Source organism: Enterobacter cloacae complex sp. SYL001 (genome assembly GCF_049237025.1).
Classification (GTDB): domain Bacteria; phylum Pseudomonadota; class Gammaproteobacteria; order Enterobacterales; family Enterobacteriaceae; genus Enterobacter; species Enterobacter intestinihominis.
Genome location: NZ_JBMKJI010000001.1, coordinates 573,449 through 597,480 on the forward strand (window position 1 = coordinate 573,449; position 24,032 = coordinate 597,480).

The 24,032-nt window shown below is 54.8% G+C and carries 26 protein-coding genes; 20 read left to right on the plus strand and 6 right to left on the minus strand.

From position 1 onward, the window contains the following. Positions 1-94 precede the first annotated feature (94 nt). Both ACOTZP_RS02555 and speG read left to right on the plus strand, forming a co-directional pair. Entirely contained in the window at positions 95-433 is a 339-nt protein-coding gene (locus ACOTZP_RS02555; RefSeq protein WP_023300007.1) for a DUF1283 family protein, read from the plus strand. Then, positions 433-993: a spermidine N1-acetyltransferase gene (gene speG, locus ACOTZP_RS02560; RefSeq protein WP_271074877.1), complete on the plus strand. Its 561-nt coding sequence runs from the start codon at positions 433-435 to the stop codon at positions 991-993. The genes ACOTZP_RS02555 and speG overlap by 1 nt, the downstream gene beginning before the upstream one ends. A gap of 17 nt (positions 994-1,010) precedes the next feature. On the opposite strand, the gene ACOTZP_RS02565 is transcribed toward speG, so the two are convergent. Further along, entirely contained in the window at positions 1,011-1,721 is a 711-nt protein-coding gene (locus ACOTZP_RS02565; protein WP_023306115.1) for a YnfC family lipoprotein, read from the minus strand. A gap of 192 nt (positions 1,722-1,913) precedes the next feature. On the opposite strand from ACOTZP_RS02565, the gene ACOTZP_RS02570 reads away from it, so the two are divergent. The 7 genes from ACOTZP_RS02570 to ACOTZP_RS02600 all read left to right on the plus strand — a co-directional run bounded on the left by ACOTZP_RS02570 (position 1,914) and on the right by ACOTZP_RS02600 (position 8,312). Next, positions 1,914-2,768 (plus strand): benzoate transporter, encoded by an 855-nt coding sequence (locus tag ACOTZP_RS02570; protein ID WP_271074876.1) that lies wholly within the window; start codon positions 1,914-1,916, stop codon positions 2,766-2,768. Positions 2,769-2,870: 102 nt separating this feature from the next. Further along, positions 2,871-3,176, plus strand: coding sequence for a DUF1161 domain-containing protein (locus ACOTZP_RS02575; RefSeq protein ID WP_006808860.1), 306 nt, complete (start codon positions 2,871-2,873; stop codon positions 3,174-3,176). Between the two features lie 130 nt (positions 3,177-3,306). After that, the gene (gene ynfE, locus ACOTZP_RS02580) at positions 3,307-5,745 is read left to right on the plus strand and encodes a selenate/tellurate reductase subunit YnfE (RefSeq protein WP_023300003.1); all 2,439 of its coding nucleotides are present in this window, start codon (positions 3,307-3,309) and stop codon (positions 5,743-5,745) included. A 10-nt stretch (positions 5,746-5,755) separates the two neighbouring features. After that, positions 5,756-6,373, plus strand: a complete 618-nt coding sequence (locus ACOTZP_RS02585; protein ID WP_271074875.1) for a DMSO/selenate family reductase complex B subunit — start codon at positions 5,756-5,758, stop codon at positions 6,371-6,373. 1 nt (position 6,374) lies between these two features. Continuing rightward, the gene (locus ACOTZP_RS02590; protein ID WP_271074874.1) at positions 6,375-7,229 is read left to right on the plus strand and encodes a dimethyl sulfoxide reductase anchor subunit family protein; all 855 of its coding nucleotides are present in this window, start codon (positions 6,375-6,377) and stop codon (positions 7,227-7,229) included. 45 nt (positions 7,230-7,274) lie between these two features. Next, positions 7,275-7,889, plus strand: a complete 615-nt coding sequence (gene dmsD / locus ACOTZP_RS02595; protein WP_032624331.1) for a Tat proofreading chaperone DmsD — start codon at positions 7,275-7,277, stop codon at positions 7,887-7,889. 108 nt (positions 7,890-7,997) lie between these two features. Continuing rightward, positions 7,998-8,312 carry a YebG family protein gene (locus tag ACOTZP_RS02600; RefSeq protein WP_058678032.1) on the plus strand — a complete coding sequence of 105 codons (315 nt, stop codon included), beginning with the start codon at positions 7,998-8,000 and terminating at the stop codon, positions 8,310-8,312. Positions 8,313-8,368: 56 nt separating this feature from the next. On the opposite strand, the gene catA is transcribed toward ACOTZP_RS02600, so the two are convergent. Both catA and ACOTZP_RS02610 read right to left on the minus strand, forming a co-directional pair. After that, entirely contained in the window at positions 8,369-9,028 is a 660-nt protein-coding gene (gene catA, locus ACOTZP_RS02605) for a type A chloramphenicol O-acetyltransferase (protein ID WP_023300000.1), read from the minus strand. Between the two features lie 86 nt (positions 9,029-9,114). After that, the gene (locus tag ACOTZP_RS02610) at positions 9,115-9,999 is read right to left on the minus strand and encodes a LysR family transcriptional regulator (RefSeq protein ID WP_038417031.1); all 885 of its coding nucleotides are present in this window, start codon (positions 9,997-9,999) and stop codon (positions 9,115-9,117) included. A gap of 114 nt (positions 10,000-10,113) precedes the next feature. On the opposite strand from ACOTZP_RS02610, the gene ACOTZP_RS02615 reads away from it, so the two are divergent. From ACOTZP_RS02615 to clcB, 7 genes are all read left to right on the plus strand, one after another. Then, on the plus strand, positions 10,114-11,241 hold the full coding sequence (locus ACOTZP_RS02615; protein ID WP_271074873.1) for an alpha/beta hydrolase: 1,128 nt from the start codon (positions 10,114-10,116) through the stop codon (positions 11,239-11,241). A 299-nt stretch (positions 11,242-11,540) separates the two neighbouring features. Then, a complete protein-coding gene (locus ACOTZP_RS02620; RefSeq protein WP_045621656.1) occupies positions 11,541-12,284 on the plus strand; it encodes a YoaK family protein in 744 nt (247 codons plus the stop codon). Between the two features lie 261 nt (positions 12,285-12,545). Continuing rightward, complete coding sequence (gene osmY, locus ACOTZP_RS02625) at positions 12,546-13,256, plus strand: osmoprotectant ABC transporter permease OsmY (protein WP_022647971.1); 711 nt, start codon at positions 12,546-12,548, stop codon at positions 13,254-13,256. An 18-nt stretch (positions 13,257-13,274) separates the two neighbouring features. Next, positions 13,275-14,174 (plus strand): osmoprotectant ABC transporter substrate-binding protein OsmX, encoded by a 900-nt coding sequence (osmX, locus tag ACOTZP_RS02630; protein WP_017694085.1) that lies wholly within the window; start codon positions 13,275-13,277, stop codon positions 14,172-14,174. A gap of 8 nt (positions 14,175-14,182) precedes the next feature. Then, the gene (gene osmW, locus ACOTZP_RS02635; protein WP_022647970.1) at positions 14,183-14,830 is read left to right on the plus strand and encodes an osmoprotectant ABC transporter permease OsmW; all 648 of its coding nucleotides are present in this window, start codon (positions 14,183-14,185) and stop codon (positions 14,828-14,830) included. Continuing rightward, a complete protein-coding gene (gene osmV / locus ACOTZP_RS02640) occupies positions 14,830-15,978 on the plus strand; it encodes an osmoprotectant ABC transporter ATP-binding protein OsmV (RefSeq protein ID WP_022647969.1) in 1,149 nt (382 codons plus the stop codon). The genes osmW and osmV overlap by 1 nt, the downstream gene beginning before the upstream one ends. A gap of 104 nt (positions 15,979-16,082) precedes the next feature. Then, positions 16,083-17,393 carry a voltage-gated ClC-type chloride channel ClcB gene (gene clcB / locus ACOTZP_RS02645; protein ID WP_332975777.1) on the plus strand — a complete coding sequence of 437 codons (1,311 nt, stop codon included), beginning with the start codon at positions 16,083-16,085 and terminating at the stop codon, positions 17,391-17,393. Here the strand turns inward: clcB and bioD are convergent. The 3 genes from bioD to ACOTZP_RS02660 all read right to left on the minus strand — a co-directional run bounded on the left by bioD (position 17,328) and on the right by ACOTZP_RS02660 (position 20,402). Next, positions 17,328-18,023: a dethiobiotin synthase gene (gene bioD, locus ACOTZP_RS02650; RefSeq protein WP_015570628.1), complete on the minus strand. Its 696-nt coding sequence runs from the start codon at positions 18,021-18,023 to the stop codon at positions 17,328-17,330. The genes clcB and bioD overlap by 66 nt on opposite strands. A gap of 131 nt (positions 18,024-18,154) precedes the next feature. Beyond that, positions 18,155-19,375, minus strand: a complete 1,221-nt coding sequence (gene mlc, locus ACOTZP_RS02655; RefSeq protein ID WP_022647966.1) for a sugar metabolism global transcriptional regulator Mlc — start codon at positions 19,373-19,375, stop codon at positions 18,155-18,157. 121 nt (positions 19,376-19,496) lie between these two features. Next, on the minus strand, positions 19,497-20,402 hold the full coding sequence (locus ACOTZP_RS02660; protein ID WP_022647965.1) for a LysR family transcriptional regulator: 906 nt from the start codon (positions 20,400-20,402) through the stop codon (positions 19,497-19,499). A gap of 121 nt (positions 20,403-20,523) precedes the next feature. Between ACOTZP_RS02660 and ACOTZP_RS02665 the strand changes: the two genes are divergently transcribed. The 4 genes from ACOTZP_RS02665 (at position 20,524) to ACOTZP_RS02680 (ending at position 23,966) form a co-directional block, all read left to right on the plus strand. After that, complete coding sequence (locus tag ACOTZP_RS02665) at positions 20,524-21,777, plus strand: MFS transporter (protein ID WP_063849263.1); 1,254 nt, start codon at positions 20,524-20,526, stop codon at positions 21,775-21,777. A 74-nt stretch (positions 21,778-21,851) separates the two neighbouring features. Further along, a complete protein-coding gene (locus ACOTZP_RS02670) occupies positions 21,852-23,336 on the plus strand; it encodes a carboxypeptidase M32 (protein WP_421633606.1) in 1,485 nt (494 codons plus the stop codon). Between the two features lie 148 nt (positions 23,337-23,484). After that, positions 23,485-23,790 carry an acid resistance repetitive basic protein Asr gene (gene asr, locus ACOTZP_RS02675; RefSeq protein WP_022647962.1) on the plus strand — a complete coding sequence of 102 codons (306 nt, stop codon included), beginning with the start codon at positions 23,485-23,487 and terminating at the stop codon, positions 23,788-23,790. Positions 23,791-23,882: 92 nt separating this feature from the next. After that, positions 23,883-23,966, plus strand: a complete 84-nt coding sequence (locus ACOTZP_RS02680; RefSeq protein ID WP_057979992.1) for a hypothetical protein — start codon at positions 23,883-23,885, stop codon at positions 23,964-23,966. The last annotated feature ends 66 nt before the right edge of the window (positions 23,967-24,032 follow it).

Here is a 24,032-nt window from a genome sequence, read left to right on the forward strand (position 1 = left end):
TCCCATACCTGCCGCGCGGGTATGACACCCTTTCGGATTGGTGTAGAATCCAACGGGGTAATCCGATTGTCTGCACCCGTTTAAAGGAAACGCTATGACTACATTAAGCAAACGCCTTTGTCTGACAGCCGCACTGGCGCTGTCCTCGTTCGCCTTCGCCGCAACGGCATCAGCCGAAACCAGCAAACTCATCATTGAGTCTGGTGACAGCGCGCAAAGCCGCCAGAACGCCGCCATGGACAAAGAACAATGGAATGACACCCGCAGCCTGCGTCAGAAAGTGAATAAGCGCGTGGAAAAAGAGTGGGATAAAGAAGACGTCGCGTTTGATGCCCGCGACAAATGCCAGCAAAGTGCCAACGTCAACGCTTACTGGGAGCCTAACACCCTGCGCTGTCTGGATCGTCGCACTGGCCGCACGGTAGCACCGTAATGTCGACGCCGTGTGACGTTAAGCTCCGTCCGCTGGAGCGCGAAGATTTACGCTTTGTCCACCAGCTCGACAACAATGCCAGCGTGATGCGCTACTGGTTTGAAGAGCCTTACGAGGCCTTCGTCGAGCTGTCCGATCTCTACGATAAGCATATCCACGATCAGAGTGAACGCCGGTTTGTGGTGGAGTGCGAAGGTGAGAAAGCCGGACTGGTTGAGCTGGTTGAGATCAACCATGTTCACCGTCGGGCGGAATTTCAGATCATTATTTCACCGGAGCACCAGGGGAAAGGTCTTGCGTCGCGGGCGGCAAAGCTGGCGATGGATTATGGGTTTAACGTCCTGAATCTCTACAAGCTTTACCTTATCGTCGACAAAGAGAACAAAAAAGCGATTCATATCTACCGTAAGCTCGGCTTTATGGTGGAAGGTGAACTGATCCATGAGTTCTTTATTAATGGCGAATACCGTAACACCATCCGCATGTGCATTTTCCAGCATCAGCATCTGGCCGGGCATAAATCCTCCTCCGCCAACCTGCTTAAACCCACCGCGCAGTAACCTGCGCGGTTTTATTCTTAATAATATTCAATGCTGTTTTTGATGGTGTACTTGCGCTCAATGGCAGGTTTAACGCTGTCATCGACGATAACCAGCTCGCAGCTCACCGGGTTGTTGTGGCGATCGTAATCGCAACTCTGCTTTACATTGCCCATCGGTTTATCGTTCAACAGGCTTACCGCCGTATAATCCATGCGCTTACGCAGATCTTTCGACGGCATCGATTTGACCGATAAACGCTGGTCGCCGGAGACCGTGGTTTTACCGAGCGGGTAGCCGTCGGTATCATACTGGTACTTCACTTCCATCTCTTTGCTGTGCGCGGCAACCACAAACCCGTTATCGTCGGTGTCCCATGTCAGGCCGGCAGACGGCAGTTCCGCCAGCTGACATTTTCCCTGCAACTTCACCTTCTGCTGCTGGGTTTCCGCATCGACGTAGTAGTTAGCATCCAGCACCAGCGCAACGCCCGTATTAGCGTCGAGATCGTGCAGTTCAAGCGTATCGAAACATCCTTCCGTTGACATCGTGCCGGTCACACGTTTAGAGACTTCACCCTTATCGTTGAATAGCGTCTGGGTAAAATCCTTCACCGGCCCGCGCAGAGGGTCAAAGTCAAACTCGTTCGAAAAGCTCGCCATCTCCGGCGTAAATGACAGCGGCGCGGTGTTGTTGTCACATCCCACCAGTACCGTTGCCAGTAGCGTTATCGCTGCGTATTTATTCACATCATTTACCGTTCAGAGAGTGATACAATCATATTAGCAAATACAGCAACTTACATAACAGCACTTCATTTGACTCTTTACGCTGTATAAATCCGTCATTTGCATTGACGAGACCTGCCAAAGTGGCTACTTTGGGCGCGGAAAATTCCACATTATTATAAAATTAGATTCTTAAATTTTCGGGTTAACATCATGATTTACGACTGTTTTTTGTACTATGACGAAGATATGTTGCTCGACATCAGATTACATACTCTCGCTGATGTCGTTGACCGTTTTGTCATTGTAGAAGCAACACACTCTTTTACGGGCATACCGCGAGAATTACATTTCGATATTACGAAGTTTGGCAAATTCAGAGACAAAATTATTTACGTGCCTTTTGACGCGCAGCCTATTTTAAACAGTGCTGACAATAACCAGGTTGATGCCTGGGCAAATGAAGCAGCGCTTCGCAACTCCATTATGAATGGGTTAAAAGACGCGGCAGACGACGATCTGATTCTGGTGTCAGACGTTGATGAAATTTTCTCTCCCGAGACGGTCAGGGCCATTAATCCACGCGCGCTCTGCACGACTATTCATCAAAACGTGTTCAACTATCAGTTTAATCTTCAGGTTCACAACATGGATGGTACGCCGAGAAAATGTACCTTGCCCCGCGCGACGTCCTATTACAACCTTAAGCATTTCTTCCACGGTGAGCCTGAATCTTTCAGAAACTGGAAGCGGGCACGCAAAGATAAAAACTGGTCATGGTTTAAATGGAACTGGCTAAAAATCAATAATAAAATTGTGAAAGATGGCGGCTGGCATTTCTCATGGGTAATGACTCCAGAAAGAATTTCCGAAAAAATGTCTACCATTTCTCATACCGAATACGATCTGCCGGAATTTAATAACCCGGAACATATTATGAAGGTTATTACCAACGCCGAAGATATCTGGGGACGAGACCGAAAACTGGTCAGGCAAGAGGTATCAAAACGCACCCTGCCTTCTTATCTGGTAGACAATCAGCACCATTATTCGCAATTTATTTTATGACGCAGGCAGGGCTCCAGGACAATTCAGAAAGACAGGTCCAAAAACAAAAGCTTACCCTAACCCTGCTATGCTTACAGTCCACACAGTGAAAAGGAGCTACAGATGAAACGGTTACCCTGGATTACCGCCCTGCTGTTAATGAGTGCTTCACCTGCTATACTTGCGGCCCCGGACTCCTGCGAGCGCGTGAAAAGCGACATTCAGCAGAAGATTATCAACAACGGCGTACCGGAGTCTGGCTTTACCCTGAACATCGTGCCGAACGATCAGGCCGACCAGCCGGATGCGCAGGTCGTTGGGCATTGCGCCAACGATACTTTCAAAATTTTGTACACTCGTACCAGTAGCGGAAACTACCCGGTAAGCGGTGCAGGTACGCAGGAGAATGCACCCGCTGAGCCGCAATGATTTTCCCACTCAATTCCCCTGAGTTGACGAGGATTAATATTTAATACCTCTAAATAAGTAACACTCCCCCCATCATTAGCCCGGTTGTAGTCACGGGTGAAAATAATTATTAACAATGATGGGGTGAGTTATGTCCGAAGTTGAACATCACGACGGGATAAGCCGTCGAACTCTGGTTAAATCTACTGCCATAGGATCTCTGGCGCTTGCCGCCGGTGGGATCGCATTGCCTTTTGGTCTGAAAAGCGCCGCCGCCGCAGTGCAGACCGCTATTCAGCCAGCGGAAGATAAAGTCGTCTGGGGCGCCTGCTCGGTAAACTGCGGTAGCCGCTGCGCGCTGCGTCTGCACGTTCGCGATGACGAAGTCTATTGGGTTGAAACGGATAATACCGGCGAGGATGTTTACGGCAACCATCAGGTTCGCGCCTGCCTGCGAGGCCGTTCAATTCGCCGTCGCATTAATCATCCAGACCGTCTGAACTATCCGATGAAACGCGTGGGCAAACGCGGAGAAGGCAAGTTTGAGCGTATCACCTGGGAAGAAGCGCTGGACACCATCGCCGCGAGCCTGAAAAGCGTGGTCGAAAAATACGGCAACGAAGCGGTCTACATTAACTACTCCTCCGGAATTGTCGGCGGCAATATCACCCGCTCCTCCCCTTACGCCTCGCTGGTGGCACGCCTGATGAACTGCTACGGCGGCTTCCTCAGCCACTACGGCACCTACAGCACCGCGCAGATCGCCTGCGCAATGCCCTACACCTACGGCAGCAACGACGGCAACAGTACATCAGATATCGAAAACACCAAACTGGTGGTGATGTTCGGCAATAATCCGGCAGAAACGCGCATGAGCGGCGGCGGGATCACTTACTACCTTGAACAGGCACGTGAACGGTCTAACGCACGGATGATCGTTATCGATCCGCGCTACACCGACACCGCCGCAGGCCGCGAAGACGAGTGGATCCCGATTCGTCCGGGCACCGATGCCGCACTGGTGGCAGGTATTGCGTGGGTGCTGATTAATGAAAACCTCGTCGATCAGCCTTTCCTTGATAAATACTGCGTGGGTTATGACGAAAAAACCCTGCCGGAAGGCGCACCTGTTAACGGTCATTACAAAGCCTATATTCTCGGCCAGGGTGATGACAAAACCGCGAAAACCCCGGAATGGGCGTCGCGCATTACAGGCATTCCTGCCGATCGCATTATTAAGCTGGCCCGTGAAATCGGTTCGGCAAAACCGGCCTACATTTGCCAGGGCTGGGGCCCGCAGCGTCAGGCCAACGGCGAGCAGACATCCCGCGCCATCGCCATGCTGCCGATCCTGACTGGCAACGTCGGCATTAACGGCGGCAACAGCGGCGCGCGCGAATCGACCTACACCATCACCATTGAACGTATGCCGCTGCCGGAAAATCCTGTGAAAACGCAAATCTCCTGCTTCAGCTGGACGGATGCCATCGTGCGTGGACCGGAGATGACCGCCCTGCGCGACGGCGTACGCGGTAAGGATAAGCTGGATGTGCCGATCAAGTTCATCTGGAACTATGCGGGTAATACCATCATCAACCAGCACTCTGATATCAACAAAACTCACGACATTTTGCAGGATGAGAGTAAGTGCGAAACGATCGTCGTTATCGACAACTTCATGACCTCGTCCGCGAAGTATGCCGATATTGTCCTGCCGGACCTGATGACCGTTGAGCAGGAAGATATCATCCCCAACGATTACGCCGGCAACATGGGATACCTGATTTTCCTCCAGCCGGTAACCGCCCCGAAGTTTGAGCGCAAACCCATCTACTGGATCATGAGCGAAGTAGCGAAACGTCTCGGACCGGATGTCTATCAGAAATTCACCGAAGGCCGTACGCAGGAGCAGTGGCTGCGCTACCTTTACGCCAAAATGGTTGCCAAAGATCCGCTGCTGCCGTCCTACGACGCGCTGAAAAAAATGGGTATTTATAAGCGCAAAGATCCAAATGGACATTTTGTGGCCTATAAAAAATTCCGTGACGATCCGGATGCCAATCCGCTCAAAACCCCGTCCGGGAAAATCGAGATCTACTCCAGCAAGCTGGCGGATATTGCGGCAACCTGGGAACTGCAAAAAGACGAAACCATCACCCCGCTACCGGTCTATACCTCAACCTTTGAAGGCTGGGACGCGCCCGAGCGCAGCAAATTCCCGCTGCAACTGTTCGGTTTCCACTTTAAAGCCCGTACCCACTCCAGCTACGGCAACGTGGATGTGCTCCAGGCCGCCTGTCGCCAGGAGGTGTGGCTTAACCCTGTAGACGCCGAGAAGCGCGGCATTAAAAACGGTGACACGGTGCGCGTGTTTAACGATCGCGGCGAAGTGCGCATTGCCGCCAAAGTCACCCCGCGCATCATGCCCGGCGTAAGCGCGATGGGCCAGGGCGCCTGGCATGACGCCAACATGAACGGCGATCGTGTCGATCACGGCTCCTGCATCAATACCCTGACCACACACCGCCCGTCACCGCTGGCGAAAGGCAATCCGCAGCACACGAACCTGGTGCAGATCGAGAAGGCATAAGGATTAACCGATGACAACCCAGTATGGATTTTTTATTGATTCCAGCCGCTGCACCGGGTGTAAAACCTGCGAGCTGGCCTGCAAGGATTACAAAGATCTGACCCCGGACGTCAGCTTCCGTCGTATTTATGAATACGCGGGCGGCGACTGGCAGGAGGATAACGGCGTCTGGCATCAGAACGTCTTCGCCTATTACCTGTCGATTGCCTGCAACCACTGCGAAGATCCGGCCTGCACTAAGGTCTGCCCGAGCGGGGCAATGCACAAGCGAGACGACGGTTTTGTGGTGGTGAACGAGGATGTCTGCATCGGCTGTCGCTACTGCCACATGGCCTGCCCGTACGGTGCGCCGCAGTATAACGCGGCTAAAGGCCACATGACCAAGTGCGACGGCTGCCACAGCCGCGTGGCGGACGGCAAAAAGCCCATCTGCGTCGAGTCCTGCCCGCTGCGCGCGCTGGACTTTGGCCCGATTGAAGAGCTGCGTAAAAAACACGGTCAGCTTGCTGCGGTCGCGCCGCTGCCGTCTGCGCGCTTCACGAAGCCGAGTATTGTGATTAAACCTAACGCCAACAGCCGTCCGACGGGTGACACCACCGGCTACCTGGCAAACCCGAAGGAGGTGTGAGATGGGAAGTGGATGGCATGAATGGCCACTGGTGATCTTCACCGTTTTCGGGCAGTGCGTGGCTGGCGCATTAATCGTGATGGGCTTCGCCTGGCTGAATGAAGGTGATGACAAGGCCAGAATACGCATCGTGCGCAGCCTGTTTTTTCTCTGGCTGGTAATGGGTATTGGGTTTATGGCCTCGGTACTGCATCTTGGCTCCCCGCTGCGCGCCTTCAACTCGCTTAACCGCGTGGGAACGTCAGCGCTGAGTAATGAGATCGCGGCGGGTTCGATCTTCTTTGCCGTGGGCGGTTTCTGGTGGCTGGTGTCGGTTATCGGTAAAATGCCCCCAGCTTTAGGCAAAATCTGGCTGGTTGTCAGCCAGCTCCTGGGTGTCGTTTTTGTCTGGGCGATGACCCGGGTCTATCAGATCGATACCGTACCGACCTGGTATACGGGCTACACCACGTTGGCCTTCTACCTGACGATGGCTCTTACTGGCCCGATGCTGGCCGCGCTGCTTCTGCGGGTCGCAAACGTGACATACAAAGGTACCCTTGCCGCGTCTGTCAGCGTACTGGCACTCATCGCCTGCGTGGCGGTCGTCGTGTTGCAAAGCAATACGCTGGGGACGATCCAGAGTTCTATCCAGCAGGCTAACGCCCTGCTGCCGGATTATGGTTCGCTTCAGGTATGGCGCATCGCGCTGCTGGCGGCGGGTTTAGGCTGCTGGATCTGTCCACTTATTCGTCGTCAGGAACCGAAAACGCTCGGCCTGTTTGCAGGTTTCGTGCTGGTGGCGGTGGGTGAAATGATTGGCCGTGGGCTATTTTATGGTTTGCATATGACCGCAGGGTTAGCAATTGCAGGTTAACACAGGTGCGCGGCCTACCCCCGCGCACAAGTAAGGAAAGTTGTAATGAATGACGTCTCACACCGCGAATCGTTCGCGTTCAGCGCCCGGGTACTGGGCGCGCTGTTTTATTTTGCCCCTGACAGCGAGCAGACCGCACCGCTGGTGAGTGCCCTGACCGCAGGTGACTGGGTGCAGGACTGGCCGCTGGCGCAGGAAAGCCTGCAGCCCGTGGCCAGTATGTTTAAGAACCCGTCGGACGAAGCGTTGAAAGACGCCTGGCAGCGTCTGTTTATTGGCCCGTATGCTCTGCCCGCCCCCCCGTGGGGCTCCGTCTGGCTCGATCGCGAGTCCGTGCTGTTTGGCGATTCGACCCTTGCATTACGCCAGTGGATGCGTGAAAACCATATCGCCTTTGAGATGCAGCAGAATGAGCCGGAAGATCACTTCGGAACGTTGCTGATGCTGGCGGCATGGCTTGCCGAGAACGGTCGCGACACAGAACGCGACCAGCTTATGGCCTGGCATCTGCTGCCGTGGAGCACGCGTTTCCTTAGCGTATTCGTTGAAAACGCGGCCCATCCGTTCTATACGGCGCTGGGTAAACTTGCCCAGCTGACGCTGGCAGAATGGCAGTCCACTTTGCTGATCCCGATTGCAGAAAAAACGCTGTACCGATAACAGCTCCTGGCTTGTACATCCGTTGTGTAAGCCAGGTTCGGACATTTTTGCTGCAACGCAGATCCGGAGCTGCTATACTGTATATAATTACAGTGCTGGAGGTGCAAAATGGCTGTTGAAACAAAATTCGTGGTCGTAAGAAAAGGTGAAGAGAAAATGACTTTTGCCAGTAAGAAAGAGGCTGACGCTCACGACAAACTGCTCGACATGGCAGAAGCGTTCACCGACTGGCTGCTGCAAAGCGGAATGCAGATGGATGAAACGCAGGCGGAAAACCTTGGTCTGTATCTTGCCGAGCAGAAAGAGTCCGTGCAGCATATCCTGCGTACCAGCAAGCTTCCCGAGCTCAATGCTGCAACGGATAAAACAGCGCCAGAGGAGGCGGATAGCAGCAAAAAAATCCGGGCCGTCAAAGCCGCCTGATCGTCAGAACGACTCATCACCTGTCCTGCTGCCGCGGGCCGGAAACGGCTCGCGGCTTAATAGTGCGGTAAATTATCACACAACTCTTGCAACTCGTTGATTAGTCTGGCCACATGGAAACCATCACAGACAGAATGATGAACCTGAACGGCGAAAGGCAACAAGACTTTTCCATCCTGGTTAAAGTATTTTCCAAACGTGAACATGGGCGCAAAAAAGTTCTGCATGTTAGCCACGTTGATATTAAAACTGGTAAAACTGACCCACGGAATATCCGATATGAAGAATATATTTTCCCGATACTCTTCTTTAGGCCAGTAGGCAAGATTATCACCATAGCGAGAAACGTCTTCTGCATAAACGTTCTGAAAGTGATGAATATTCCCGTCGAAGTGACTCCATAATGATGAAAACGTCTCCGTCTCTTTATGGAAAAGGGTATAGCTGGGATGCACCTCATTCCATATTACAAGCTCATTATCCTTCATAGCCATACGGAACTCAGAATGGCGGTTAACGACTGTCGAAATAAGGGAAATAATCGAAGGATAAAATTTCCAGCCAACCTGTTTGATATGTTTCAGCAGCGCAGTGATATCCAGCTGAACCGTTTGGTTAATCGTGCATTGAGCAAAGCTCTGAAAGACTTCAAAATGTTCTTTCCTTGCCCAACTCGATAAGTCTACAGCCGTATATTCTGGCGTTATTTTTGTCATTTCTTTGCCTTAATTAAGCAGCGCTATATAAAATAGTAGCGTACCACAAACCCAGGAGCTGTATAGACCGTCGAGCAGAGGCTGCCTTAAATTTTCAACGTATCAATAACCGCTCTCAGCGCCGGGGACACGTTGCGGTGCGGATAATAGAGGTAAAGCCCTTCCATCCGCAGGCTGTAGCGCTGTAAGACGCGTATAAGCGTGCCACGCTCCAGATCGTCAGACACCAGCTCAACCGGGACATAGGCCAGCCCGAGTTCCAGCCGGGCCGCTTCGGCCTCCATGTAGCTGTCGGAAAAGGCCCATTGCCCCTCAGGCCGGTGCGTAACTCGTTTCCCGTCCTGAACAAGCTCCCATTGATAGTGGTTACCGTCTGCAAACTGGTAGGCAATGCAGGGATGAGCATCCAGATCGGCGGGCGTCTGCGGGAAACCATAGCGCCGAAAATGCGCCGGGGCGGCAACCACAGCCATCTCCATATCGGGCGTGATGCGCACCGCAATCATTCCTTGTCCCACCTCCGGTCCCAGCCGGACGCCCGCGTCGAATCGCTCGGCAATGATATCCACGAACCGGCTCTCATTCATCAATTCCAGACGGATATCCGGGTAACGCTGTTTGAAGATAGCGAGCTTTGGCAGCAGACATTTCTCGATGGCGTGCTGGCTGGCATTAATGCGCACCGTGCCGGACGGCGTCTGGCGGTAATGCGCCAGTCTGGTCAACCCGGTATCAAGCGCATCAAAGGCGGAGCCGGCGGTCTGGTAAAGCTGTTCCCCGGCGTGTGTCAGCGACAGCTTGCGCGTAGTACGCACCAGAAGCTGAACGCCCAGCCGCTCTTCCAGCTCGCGAACCGATCGGCTGATGCCGGATTGCGCCAGCCCGAGCCGCTGTGCGGCTGCCGTAAAGCTTCCCTCCCGCACCACCTGGATAAAGAGATACAGCTCATTATAGTTTTCCCGCTTCGCCATCATGCCTCGTCAATTCATAACAAAATGATATTAATCCTAGCAGCTTTTGGCCTCTAATCAGCACTATTTCTGCTAACTATAATGGCCTCATTACAACAACACACGGTACCTCTTATGAAAACATTCACCCAAAAACTGTCCGTTGCGCTGCTGTTATGCGCATCATTAAGTGGAGTGACAACAATGAGTTATGCAGAAACGCTAAATCCTAACGCCCCCGTTTCGATGGTGACAACCTGGGAGAAAACCTTCGCCGAGAGCAATAAAGTCAACCACCGCAAAGTGACGTTCCAGAACCGGTACGGGATCACTCTGGTGGGCGATCTGTACATTCCCAGGAACAACGGCGACCATAAACTGGCGGCGATAGCTGTCAGTGGGCCGTTCGGCGCGGTTAAAGAACAATCCAGCGGTCTGTACGCCCAGACTCTGGCTGAGCAGGGGTTCGTGGCCCTGGCCTTCGACCCATCCTACACGGGGGAAAGTGGCGGCCAGCCGCGTAACGTTGCCTCCCCTGACATCAACACCGAAGACTTTAGCGCCGCTGTGGATTTCCTGGGGTTACAGAAAGAAGTTGACCGTAACCGTATCGGCATTCTTGGTATCTGCGGCTGGGGCGGTATGGCGCTGAACGCGGCATCCATGGATACCCGCGTGAAGGCGGTCGCCACCAGCGTAATGTACGATATGAGCCGCGCGATGGGTCACGGCGTGGGCAACGGGAAAGATCGCTATTCAGCGGCCGATCGTCGGGCCGTGTTGCAGTATCTGAACGCGCAGCGCTGGAAAGATGCTGAAAGCGGCACTTTCGCCCATGGCGGCCACGATATTAATGTCGATGAGAATGGCAAGGTGACGGCGGCCGAGCGCATTCTGCCGGAAGCACTGCCCACCGATCCGCATCCGGTACTGAAAGAGTTCTATGATTACTACCGTATGCCGCGCGGTTTCCATGCCCGTTCCGTAAACTCCACCGGCGCGTGGACTGCGACCATGCCGTTATCCTTTATGAATATGCCGCTGCTGAGCTATGCCGGGGAGATCACTATCCCAACGCTGATTGTGACCGGTGAAAACGCACACTCTCGTTATTTTGCGGAGGATGCGTTCAAGGCCGTCGGCAGCAAAGAGAAAGAGCTGGTGATTGTTCCCGGTGCAAACCATGTTGATCTCTACGATAACGTCGCAGGAAAAATCCCGTTCGCGCAGTTTGAGCAGTTCTTCAAAACCAGTCTGAAATAACACTCTAAGCCCCCGGAAATCACGGGGGCATCTCTTCTCATCGTCGTGAATGACACCTATGTCTACACTGAATCAAATCCCATCCCGCTACAGCGAGCATGCACACTGGGACGGTATTTTTGCCCGTCAGTCTGCTCGTGGCATCAGCAATAAGGCATTATATTAACAGGGTTATTTTATTTAATTACAAAACCTCGAATACCTCCCGTTGAAATAATAATTAAGCAATATCCTGGTCAGTCGGCGACATCGCTTTGTTAGCTTGAGAAGTCAGGCAAAGCTCAAACTGGAGGTATTCTTTGCTGATTAAATTAAAGAAAGAACGAACGCATCAGGAGGATCGTCGTCTTGCACTCTGGCTGGCGACCTCCGCGGGACTGCTGAATGCCATTGCGCTGGGCGCGTTCGGCTTTTTCCCCTCTCATATGACGGGTAATACATCGCAGTTATCCAGCGAAGTTTCCTCCACCGATCTCAGTGATATTCTTTTTTTTGGTGCCATTATTCTGTCGTTTGTCACTGGCGCCATTGTTGCGCGGATTATTGTTATCTGGGGAATTATCCATAACGTCAGGCTGATATTCAGCCAGGTTTTATTTGTTGAAGGGCTATTACTTGCCGGGGTATCCCTTTATGAAATGTATTTTCACTCCTTCGCCACGAATCAGGAGATTATTCTTTTCCTGTGCGGTTTGATGGGAATTCATAACTCCACCTCAACTCAGCTTTCCGGCGGTCGGGTGAGATCCACGCACATTACCGGCACGCTGACCGATGCCGGCATTTCGCTGGCCTCCGTTATGGTCGCCATGCTGCGCCGGGATTATTCCAAAGACACGGCCGCGCAAAAGAGCCAGCTCAAAACCCATTTAACCACCCTTTTCTCGTTTATTACCGGCGGGATTGCGGGGCTGATCCTCTTCAGAGAGTTTGGATTCCACGCGATGCTGGCACTGGGCCTGATGCTGGTGTTTATCGCCGCCTTTTCAATCGTTCGTATCTCGTGGCGCGTTCGAAAGGTACGCGCCGCGCTTAGTCGATAGGGTGATCAGCACGCCTCAAGTGACGTTGTCACTTGAGGCATGCTTCTTTAAGACTATTCTGCCTTCCCACTGACAGCCCTTACGCCATAAGGCTTAACTCAGGTTGTCACTAATTTCATAGGGTTACTGTTTTACCCCCTTTGCTGGAACCCTTCCGTTTCGCTTGCTATAGGTGAAGTACCCCTGCCGAAACATGGCATAACAACAGGCAACCGCAACAGGTGGTTGCTATAACGCATGCGCACAGGGAGACACACCGCAATGCACCCATTACTTAAACGTTCGCTGCTTTTTGTCGGCGCGATTATCGTGGTCCTCGCTCTCCTCACCTGGGGAATTGGACTGGAGACGATTAAGGCGCGCCAGGTTGACCTGCTCTACCTCGGTCAACAGCACCTGATTCTGGTCTTTTCATCAATGTTCTTTGCCCTGCTGGTGGGCATTCCAAGCGGTATTCTGCTGAGCCGTCCGGCGGCACGGGGTATCGCCGAATACGTGATGCAAATCTTTAACGTGGGCAACACCCTGCCGCCGCTGGCCGTTCTGGCGCTGGCGATGGTGGTGATTGGCATCGGTGATAAACCGGCCATTATCGCCCTCTTTCTCGCTTCTTTGCTGCCAATTGTGCGTAACACCTATGCCGGGCTGTGCTCTGTTCCCGCGTCGTTGCTGGAAGCGGCAAACGGCATCGGCATGACCAAATGGCAGCGCCTGCATCAGGTCGAAATTCCTAACGCCTGGCCGGTGATGCTTTCCGGTATTCGCATTGCCACTGCGATTAACGTCGGTACCGCACCGCTGGCATTCCTGATTGGCGCCAGCAGCTACGGCGAGCTGATTTTCCCGGGGATCTATCTGAATGACTTCCCGACGCTGATCCTGGGCGCGGCGGCCACCGCCCTGTTCGCCCTGATTCTGGATACGCTGCTGGCGGCACTGGGTCGACTACTGAGCCCGCATCTCGCGCGATAATTATAACAAGGAGCTTCTATGAGACTGTTTTCCGGCCTGACGGCGCTGTGCGCCGCCGCGCTCTTCACCAGCCAGGCGCTCGCCGCGCCGCTGATCCTGGCAACAAAGAGCTTTACCGAGCAGCACATTCTCTCGGCCATGACCGTACAGTATCTGCAAAAGAAAGGATTTCAGGTGCAGCCGCAGACTAATATTGCGACGGTGATTTCCCGTAACGCGATGATTAACAAGCAGATTGATATGACCTGGGAGTACACCGGCACGTCGCTGATCATCTTCAACCATATCAACAAACGCATGTCGCCGCAGGAGTCATACGAGACGGTGAAACGCCTCGACGCAAAGCACGGTCTGGTGTGGCTTAAACCTGCCGATATGAACAATACCTATGCCTTTGCCATGCAGCGCAAGCGCGCCGAGGCTGAACATATCAATACCATGTCTGAGATGGTGGCAAAGATTGAGCAGATCCGTAAAACCGATCCAGATAACAACTGGCTGCTGGGCCTTGACCTGGAATTTGCCGGGCGTAGCGACGGGATGAAACCGTTGCAGGCGGCCTACAACATGGAGCTGGACCGCCCGCAGATCCGCCAGATGGATCCGGGGCTGGTCTATAACGCGGTGCGCGACGGGTTTGTCGATGCCGGGCTGATCTACACCACCGACGGGCGCGTGAAGGGCTTCGATCTTAAAGTGCTGGAAGACGATAAAGGCTTCTTCCCGAGTTACGCCGTGACGCCAGTTGTTCGAAAAGACACGCTGGAGGCTAACCCGGGGCTGGAGGAGGCGCTGAACACCCTCTCAGCCCAGCTCAACAACGACGTTATCACCGAACTGAATAAGAAGGTGGATATCGACCATCAGTCACCGCAGCAGGTCGCCCGTGATTTCCTGCGTAGCAAACAGTTGCTGTAGGAGGCGCTATGGAGACGATTCACTATATTCTCGACAACTGGGACTATCTCTTAACCCTGACGCTGCAACACCTCTGGCTGGTGGCACTCGCCGTGGGCCTGGCGATTGTTATTGGCGTGCCGCTGGGTATTTTAATTGTCCGCCATAAATGGTTGGCAACGCCGGTGCTGGGGATTGCCACCATTGTGCTCACCATCCCGTCAATTGCGCTTTTCGGCCTGATGATCCCGCTCTTTTCGCTGATCGGTCAGGGCATTGGCGCCCTGCCCGCGATTACGGCGGTGTTCCTCTATTCACTGCTGCCGATTGTGCGCAACACCCACACGGCGCTCGACAGCCTGCCACCCGGCCTGCGCGAAGCGGGACGCGGCATCGGCATGACCTTCTGGCAGCGTCTGCGCTGGGTGGAAATCCCAATGGCGCTGCCGGTCATTTTTGGCGGCATCCGCACCGCCGTGGTGATGAACATCGGCGTCATGGCGATTGCTGCCGTGATTGGCGCGGGCGGTCTGGGCCTGCTGCTGCTTAACGGTATTGGCGGGAGTGATATTCGTATGTTAATTGCGGGCGCGCTGATGATTTGTCTTTTAGCGATTGTGCTCGACTGGTTGCTGCACCGTTTGCAGGTGGTACTGACTCCGAAGGGGATTCGATAATGATAAAACTGGAAAACCTCACCAAACAATTTTCACAGAAGCACGGCCAGACGTTTAAGGCCGTCGACAACGTCAATCTGAACGTGCCTGAAGGGGAAATGTGCGTGCTGCTCGGCCCGTCCGGCTGCGGGAAAACCACTACCCTGAAGATGATTAACCGTCTCATTACGCCAAGCAGCGGGACGATCCTGATTAACGGCGAAGACACCAGCGGGATGGACACCGTGACCCTGCGCCGCAACATTGGCTACGTGATCCAGCAGATTGGCCTGTTCCCGAACATGACTATCGAAGAGAACATTACCGTCGTGCCGCGCATGCTGGGCTGGGACAAAGCGCGCTGTAAATCCCGTGCCGAGGAGCTGATGGATATGGTGGCAATGGATCCACATAAATTCCTTCACCGCTATCCGCGCGAAATGTCCGGCGGTCAGCAGCAGCGTATCGGCGTCATCCGCGCGCTGGCAGCGGATCCTCCAGTCCTGCTGATGGATGAACCATTCGGCGCGGTTGACCCGATTAACCGTGAGGTGATCCAGAACCAGTTCCTGGAGATGCAGCGCAAGCTGAAAAAGACCGTGATGCTGGTGAGCCACGATATTGACGAAGCGCTGAAGCTGGGCGACCGTATTGCCGTCTTCCGTCAGGGGCGTATTGTTCAGTGCGCCAGCCCGGACGAGCTGCTGGCGAAACCCGCCAATGAGTTTGTCGGCTCGTTTGTTGGTCAGGACCGGACGTTGAAACGCCTGCTGCTGGTATCCGCGGGCGACGTCACCGACCAGCAGCCGACGATTACGGTACGCGAATCGACGCCGCTGCCAGAGGCCTTCGCCACCATGGATGACAACGATATTCGCGCCATTACCGTGGTTGATGATCTCGGCAAACCGCTGGGCTTTGTGAAGCGCCGCGAAGCGCGTAATGCCAGCGGCAGCTGCGGTGATATTCTGCATCCGTTCCGCATGACAGGTAAGGCCGAGGATAACCTGCGCGTGGTGCTTTCTCGCCTGTATGAGAGCAACACCAGCTGGATGCCGATTGTGGACGAGGACGGACGCTATAACGGCGAGATATCCCAGGATTATATTGCGGAGTATTTGAGTTCCGGGCGTACGCGCCGGGCATTGAATATTCATAGCGAGAGTTAAGCATTCAGGCCGGGTACTGCCCGGCCTTTTTCCGCACGCATACCTTTTGCTAACCTCACGTTTTCCCGCCACAATATCGTATCGTCCCCGTTAATCACGACTTCATGCAACGTCTTCACGCTTACCCCGACATCCGCGCGATGTTTCGCCGTCTCCTGATTGCTACCGTCACCGGCGTGCTGGCAGCGCTGGCCGTTGCGGTGTTCCGCCACAGCATGTATCTGCTGGAGTGGTTGTTTCTCAGCAACGAAAGCGGAAGCCTGGTGAACGCCGCTGCCGCGTTATCGCCCTGGCGGCGGGCGCTGACGCCTGCGCTGGGTGGTCTGGCCGCGGGAGTGCTACTGTGGGGATGGCAGCGCATGACGGCACAACGTCCCCACGCCCCGACCGATTATATGGAGGCGCTGGAGACGGGTGATGGCCAGTTTGATTACAGCGCCAGCCTGGTGAAATCCCTCGCCTCGTTGCTGGTGGTCGCCAGCGGCAGCGCCATCGGCCGGGAAGGCGCCATGATCCTGCTTGCCGCCCTCGCTGCCTCCTTTTTTGCACAACGTTGTACGCCGAAATCCGAATGGAAACTGTGGATCGCCTGCGGTGCCGCCGCCGGGATGGCCAGCGCCTATCATGCGCCGCTGGCGGGCAGCCTGTTTATCGCAGAGATCCTGTTTGGCACGCTGATGCTGGCCTCCCTCGGCCCGGTGGTGATTGCCGCTGTGGTTGCCCTGCTGACCACGCGCCTGTTAAGTCCCGGCGCGAATACACTTTATGATGTCCATCTCAGCGAGATGCTTACGGCGGTGGATTATTTCCTGATCGTTGGCGTGGGTCTGCTGGCTGGGCTGTGCGGCCCGCTTTTGATGTGGCTAATGGCTTTCAGCCATTCTCTGTTTCTGCGTCTCAAACTTTCACCGCCTTGGCAGCTGGCGCTGGGGGGGCTGATCGTCGGGCTGCTGTCGCTGCTGACGCCGAAGGTATGGGGGAATGGCTACAGCGTGGTTCAGGCGTTTTTGCAGTCGCCGCCGCTGCTGTCGGTAATTGCCGGCGTCTTTATCTGCAAGCTCCTGGCGGTGCTGGCAAGCAGCGGGTCCGGCGCACCGGGAGGCGTGTTTACGCCAACCTTGTTCGTTGGTATGGCAACGGGAATGCTGTTTGCGCAGATCTTTGCGCTGTGGTTTCCTGGCTCTGAGACGGCGATCCTGCTTGGGCTGGCGGGTATGGCGACGCTGCTCGCCGCCACAACGCATGCGCCAATCATGTCGGCCTTGATGGTATGTGAGATGACCGGGCAGTATTTTTTACTTCCCGGTTTGCTGGTTGCCTGTGTTGTGGCGTCGGTATTGTCGAGAACGCTACGCCACGACTCGATCTACGGCCAGCATACCGCCGAAAGCCGAGAGATCGATATAGTGCGCTAATTCGCGCTGCTCGGCGCGGGGCAGATAAGGCAGTTCGCCTACCAACGGGCCAGGCAGCTTTTTGCTCAGCACGTCGATGATTTCTGCGTAGTGCGCAAGGCCCGGGTTAATACGGTTCGCCACCCAACCAATCAGTGGCAGGCCGTCATTAGCGATAGCCTGCGCCGTCAGCAAGGCATGGTTGATGCACCCTTCCTGAATGCCCACGACCATAATCACCGGCAGCTGCTCCTGCACCACCCACTCGGAAAGGGGACGTAAATCGTTCATCAGGCTGCGCCAGCCACCGGTCCCTTCAACGACAACGTGGTCAACCTTTTCACTCAGATTTGCCAGGCCATCAGAGAGCAGACTGTAGTTGATAAGCCCACTGTGAGCGACGCTGCTTTCCTCTTCGCTTAACGCGATGGGATTGACGGCATCATAAGGCAGTTCCAGAGACGAGACGCTTTGCAGAACCAGGGCGTCCTTATTGCGCAGCCCTTCTGGCGTCTCTTTACTGCCTTTTGCTACCGGCTTGTATCCTGCAACGCGTTTACCGCTTGCCGCCAGGGCCTGAAGTAACGCGCGGGATACGACGGTCTTCCCGACAGACGTATCCGTACCAGTAATAAAGAAACGCTTAAGCATGACTCATTCCACCTCTTGGGTATGCTTCAAAAAATATAAACCAGGTAAATAATTCAGTGGGGAAAGTCTACGGGAAGCGTGCGCTACCCGGCTTGAGATAGCGCAATTTTTCGTACATCTATGGAAAAGAGTTAGCCCTGAAGCAAACGAATCAGTAACGAGCCGTTGTACATCGCATCTTTTACCAGCGCGGCGCCAGCCATCGTACCCTGGTTGGAAAATTGCGTACTTTCGACCACGATGTTTTTACTGTACGCGGGAAGCGCCTGCTGGTTGATGCAGGCGGAAATCGCCGGGAAGAGGATATCCGCCGCCTGGCTGAGCGGGGAGCCGATCAGTATTTTTTGCGGGTTAAACAGGTTCACCATAATGGCCAGAATGCGCCCGACATTATTGCCCACGCCGGTAATGATGTCCTTCGCCAGCAGATCGCCCTGCCTTGCCGCAGTGCATAATGCCTCGACGCTCAACGGTTGACCGTGCAGCGTGGAGCTCATTGACTGGCTGAGCCGCACCTGCGCCAGCTCCAGCACGCTTTCGACGCTGGCAATCGTCTCCAGACAACCATGATTACCGCAGTAGCAGCGTTTTCCGTACGGATCGACCTGCGTATGGCCAATCTCCACCAGGCTACTGCTGCCAGCATGCAACAGACGCCCGTCGGTGATCACACCTGCGCCAACGTTATGATCAATCACCACCTGAATCACGTCGCGCGCGCCCCGGGAAGCGCCAAACAACGCCTCCGCCATCGTCCAGGCGCTGATATCATGCTGAATGTAGACCGGCACACCGGTGTGGTTTTCCAGCACGTCGCCCAGCGGCATCTCTTTGACGTTTTCATAAAACGGCATGCGGTGCACAATGCCATTTTCGGTATCAATAATTCCCGGCAGGGTGATCGCAATCGCCGTTAAACGTTCAAGGCGCTGCTGGTGACGAATAAAGAACTGGTCGATGTGGGTCAGAATGGCATCGAGGAGTGGTTGCTCTGCATCGAGCGGGAGTTCCAGCCGGTCTTCCACCACCAGCTTGCTGCTGAGGTCGCGCAGCGCGAGGAAGATTTCCCCGCGGCTAATTCGCAGCGACAGGTAGTGCCAGGCTTCCGTTTCCACCACCAGCCCTACCGCCGGACGGCCACGGCTGCCCGGCTCCTGAATTTCTGTCTCCTGAACCAGATGGGCTTCCAGCATTTCGCGGACAATCTTGGTAATACTGGCGGGTGCCAGTTGTGCCAGGCGCGAAAGATCGATACGCGAAACCGGACCCAGCTGATCAATCAGGCGATAAACGGCGCCCGCGTTGGTCTGCTTGATCTGATCGATATGCCCTGGCTGACTATCAGCAACCACCTCGTACTCCCTTATTTTCGAGCTTCGAAATAAACTGAGGGCTATGGTGAAGCACTTCAATGGCTGACGTCAAATTTTTACTTAGCCATGTGATTTACTGCACATTTTCGCCCGCTTTTCCCTATAAATAACGCCCGTGAGAAGCGGTAATTAATTGTTCTTTGAAACGCTGTGCCGCATGGCTCTGTTCATGATGTTTAGACCACACCAGCCACATCTCCGAGACCGCATCCTGCTCGGCAATATTCACCCAGCGCATTTCCGGCAGTTGTACCCGTTTAAACGAGGCCGGAAGAATCGACACGCCAAGTCCTGCGGCAACGAGACCAATGATCGTCATGGCTTCCCCCACTTCCTGCGCGATAGTCGGGACAAGGCCATATCGCCGCATCAGACCAAGAATATCGTCATACAATCCGGTACCCACCTGTGGGTCAAAAAAGACAAAGGGTTCTTTCGCCAGTTCAGCCAGCGTGACGCTATGCTGCGCGGCGAGCGGGTGATCCCGGGGGATCATCGCCATCAGCGGTTCGCGGAGGATCACCTGCCACGCCAGGGTATCAGGCAACTGCGTGTTACGCATTAGCCCCAGGTCGAGCGATCCTTCATTAAGCGGCGATATTTGCTCCCGGGTATTGATTTCGCGCGTCTGAATATGCACATCCGGAAAGTTACTGCGAAACGAGGATAGCGTTTGTGAAACAGCGCTGATGAAGGGGGCCGACGAGGTAAACCCGATGCGCAGCTCTCCCGTCTCCCCGAGATGAAGCCGTTCCGCTCTGGCGGCGGCGTCCACCACCATACTCAGGATCTGTCGGCTATCGGCGAGAAACTGTTTTCCCGCCGCCGTCAGGCTCACGCTGCGGTTGGTTCGCGCCAGCAGACGCGCCCCAACCTGCTGCTCAAGGATCTGGATCTGTTGGCTCAGCGGTGGCTGGGAGATATTCAGCCTTGCCGCAGCACGACCAAAATGGAGCTCTTCGGCGACGGCGACAAAATAGCGCAGATGGCGCAGCTCGATATTCATATTTTTAAAGTATCATTTGAGATTATTAATATATTAGACAGATTATTTACATTTTCCTACCCTAATCTTGTGGTCATACCCGTCACCAGAAACCACGGGGAAGTTTAAGCAAGGATTATGTGTGAGCCGTACAACGACCGTTGATATCGCGCCGGCCAGCGACATTGATGATTTACCCGCAGTACCGCAGCCGGTTCAGTTTATAAAACGTGGTACCCCCCAGTTTATGCGCGTCACGCTGGCGCTCTTTTCAGCGGGTCTCGCCACTTTCGCCCTGCTCTACTGCGTTCAGCCGATCCTGCCGGTCCTGTCGCATGAATTTGGCGTGTCGCCAGCCAGCAGCAGTATTTCGCTCTCCATTTCAACCGGGATGCTGGCGATCGGTCTGCTGTTCACCGGGCCACTTTCAGATGCCATCGGGCGTAAGCAGGTCATGGTAACGGCGTTAATGCTGGCCTCCGTGTGTACCTTGCTGTCCACCATGATGACCAGCTGGCACGGCATTCTGGTCATGCGCGCGCTGATTGGGTTATCCCTCAGCGGCGTGGCGGCGGTCGGGATGACCTATCTCAGCGAGGAGATCCACCCGAGTTTCGTGGCCTTCTCCATGGGGCTGTACATTAGCGGGAACTCTATCGGCGGGATGAGCGGACGCCTGCTCAGCGGTGTGTTTACCGATTTCTTTAACTGGCGCATTGCGCTGGCCGTAATCGGCTGCTTCGCCCTCGCTTCGGCGCTAATGTTCTGGAAAATCCTGCCGGAATCGCGCCATTTCCGCCCGACTTCCCTGCGTCCGAAAACACTGTTTATCAACTTCCGTCTGCACTGGCGCGACAAAGGTTTGCCGCGACTATTTCTGATGGGATTCCTGCTGATGGGGTCATTTGTCACGCTGTTTAACTATATTGGCTACCGGCTGATGCTTTCACCGTGGCATCTTAGCCAGGCATTGGTGGGTTTGCTCTCTGTGGCATATCTCACCGGGACATGGAGTTCGCCAAAAGCGGGCGCCATGACCGCGCGCTTCGGCCGTGGTCCGGTGATGCTGGTGTCCACCGCCGTGATGCTGTTCGGACTGCTGATGACGCTTTTCTCTTCCCTGTGGCTGATTTTTGCCGGAATGCTGCTCTTCTCTGCGGGCTTCTTTGCCGCGCATTCCGTTGCCAGCAGCTGGATTGGCCCACGCGCGCGCCGCGCTAAAGGTCAGGCTTCGTCACTGTATCTGTTCAGTTACTATCTCGGTTCCAGCATTGCCGGGACTCTCGGCGGGGTGTTCTGGCATAACTACGGCTGGAACGGCGTGGGCGGATTTATCGCGCTGATGCTGTGCGCGGCACTGCTGGTGGGCGCGAGCCTGCATAAACGACTGCATTAACATTCAGCCCTCTTCGTGTTTAAATCGAGCCGATGCTAATTTTTGTCATCGGCTGATTCAGACACGAGGACTTCATGAAAAACAATAACTATCAACAACTCACCCGCACCTTCCAGCGTCTCTCCCGCTTCTCTCACCTCTCCTCCATCGCCAGCTGGGACATGTTTACCATGATGCCGCCCGGCGGCAGCGCCGCGCGCGGTGAAGCGCTGGCGGAGATGAGCGTCCTGCAACATCAGATCCTGACCGATAAAAAAGTGGGTGAATGGCTGGCGGCGGCAGCAGAAGAAGATCTGAACGACGTTGAGCAGGCCAACCTGCGTGAAATGACGCGCCACTACCAGCAGGCCACTTTACTGCCGGAATCGCTGGTAGAGGCCAAATCGCTGGCGGGCAGCAGGTGTGAACACGCCTGGCGTACTCAGCGTCCGGCCAACGACTGGCAGGGCTTTTCAGCCAACCTGAAAGAGGTGGTGAAGCTCAGTCGTGAAGAGGCCCGCCTGCGCGCCGAGGCTAAAGGCTGCACGCCTTACGACGCGCTGCTGGATATCTTTGAACCCGACATGACCAGCGCTCGCCTGGATGTGCTGTTCGGCGATCTGAAGTCCTGGCTGCCGGAGCTGCTGGCAAAGGTTGTGGAAAAACAGGCTCAACGATCGTTCGTTCCGCCACAGGGTCCCTTCCCGACCGCCACCCAGCGCGAGCTGGGCCTGGAAGCGATGAAAATGCTTGGCTTCGATTTTAACGGCGGTCGTCTGGACGTTAGCGCCCACCCGTTCTGCGGCGGCGTTCCAGAAGATGTGCGTATCACCACGCGTTACGATGAAGACGAGTTGCTCAGCGCGCTTTTCGGCGTGATCCACGAAACCGGACATGCCCGCTACGAGCAAAACCTTCCGCGAGCGTGGGCCGGCCAGCCCGTTGCGCTGGCGCGCTCTACGGCGATCCATGAATCCCAGAGCTTGTTCTTTGAAATGCAGCTTGGCCGCAGCGACGCTTTCCTGAAGCATCTGCTTCCGGCGGTCCATGCCCGTTTCGGCAGCCAGGCGGCATTCAGTGAAGAGAATTTTATTGCCTGGAACCAGCGCGTGAAGCCGGGCTACATCCGCGTTGACGCGGATGAAGTGAGCTATCCGGCGCATGTGGTGCTGCGCTATGAGATTGAGCGCGCGCTGATCAATAGCGAAATTGAAGTGAATGATATCCCCGCGTTATGGGATGAGAAAATGCAGGCCTGGCTTGGATTATCCACCAAAGATAACTACCGCAACGGCTGTATGCAGGACATCCACTGGACCGACGGCGGTTTTGGCTACTTCCCGTCTTACACGCTGGGGGCAATGTATGCGGCACAGCTGTTTCATGCCGCCAAAACTGCGCTGCCCGGGTTGCAGGCATCCATTGCCGGGGGCGATTTCTCGGCGCTATTTGACTGGCTGCGTCAGAATATCTGGCAGCACGGCAGCCGTTTCAGCACGTCGCAGCTCATCACCCAGGCCACGGGTGAAGATCTGAATATCCGCTACTTCCGCGAACACCTGACGTCCCGCTACCTGTAACCAAACGCGCCGGGGGCCACCCCGGCGTTGTACATATGGTTACACGCCGATACCAATCACTCACGGAAACCCCGAATTTACAGGGATATAGTTATTTCAACGGCCCCGCAGTGGGGTTAAATGAAAAACCAAATTCGAGGGTATGAAAATGAAAAAAGTATTAGCTCTGGTTGTTGCCGCTGCTATGGGTCTTTCTTCCGCTGCATTCGCGGCTGAAACTACCGCCACCGCAGCGCCTGCGGCATCCACCGCTGCTCCGGCCAAAACGGTTCACCATAAAAAACATCACAAAGCGGCTAAACCAGCGGCAGCACAGAAAGCGCAGGCCGCGAAAAAGCACCACAAAAAAGCGGCAAAACCTGCGGTAGAGCAGAAAGCCCAGGCGGCTAAAAAGCATCACAAAAAAGCGGCAAAACACGAAGCGGCTAAACCTGCTGCACAGCCAGCAGCGTAAGAGTACAAGCTTAACCGTGCCCTTCGGGGCACGTTGGTAAACCGGCGCTGAACGGGTTTGCGGTCAGCGCCGTTTTTTTATCCGGAGGGCGTATGCTGCGGCGCTATCGGTTTGAGTTCATTCTTATCCTGCTAATTTTATGCGCGCTCATCGCCAGCCACTTTTATCTTTCCTGAATGTAGCACGCTGATTTTACTCCCACTTTCTCGCCGTCGCGTCTATAGTATTTTCATAGGGTTCAC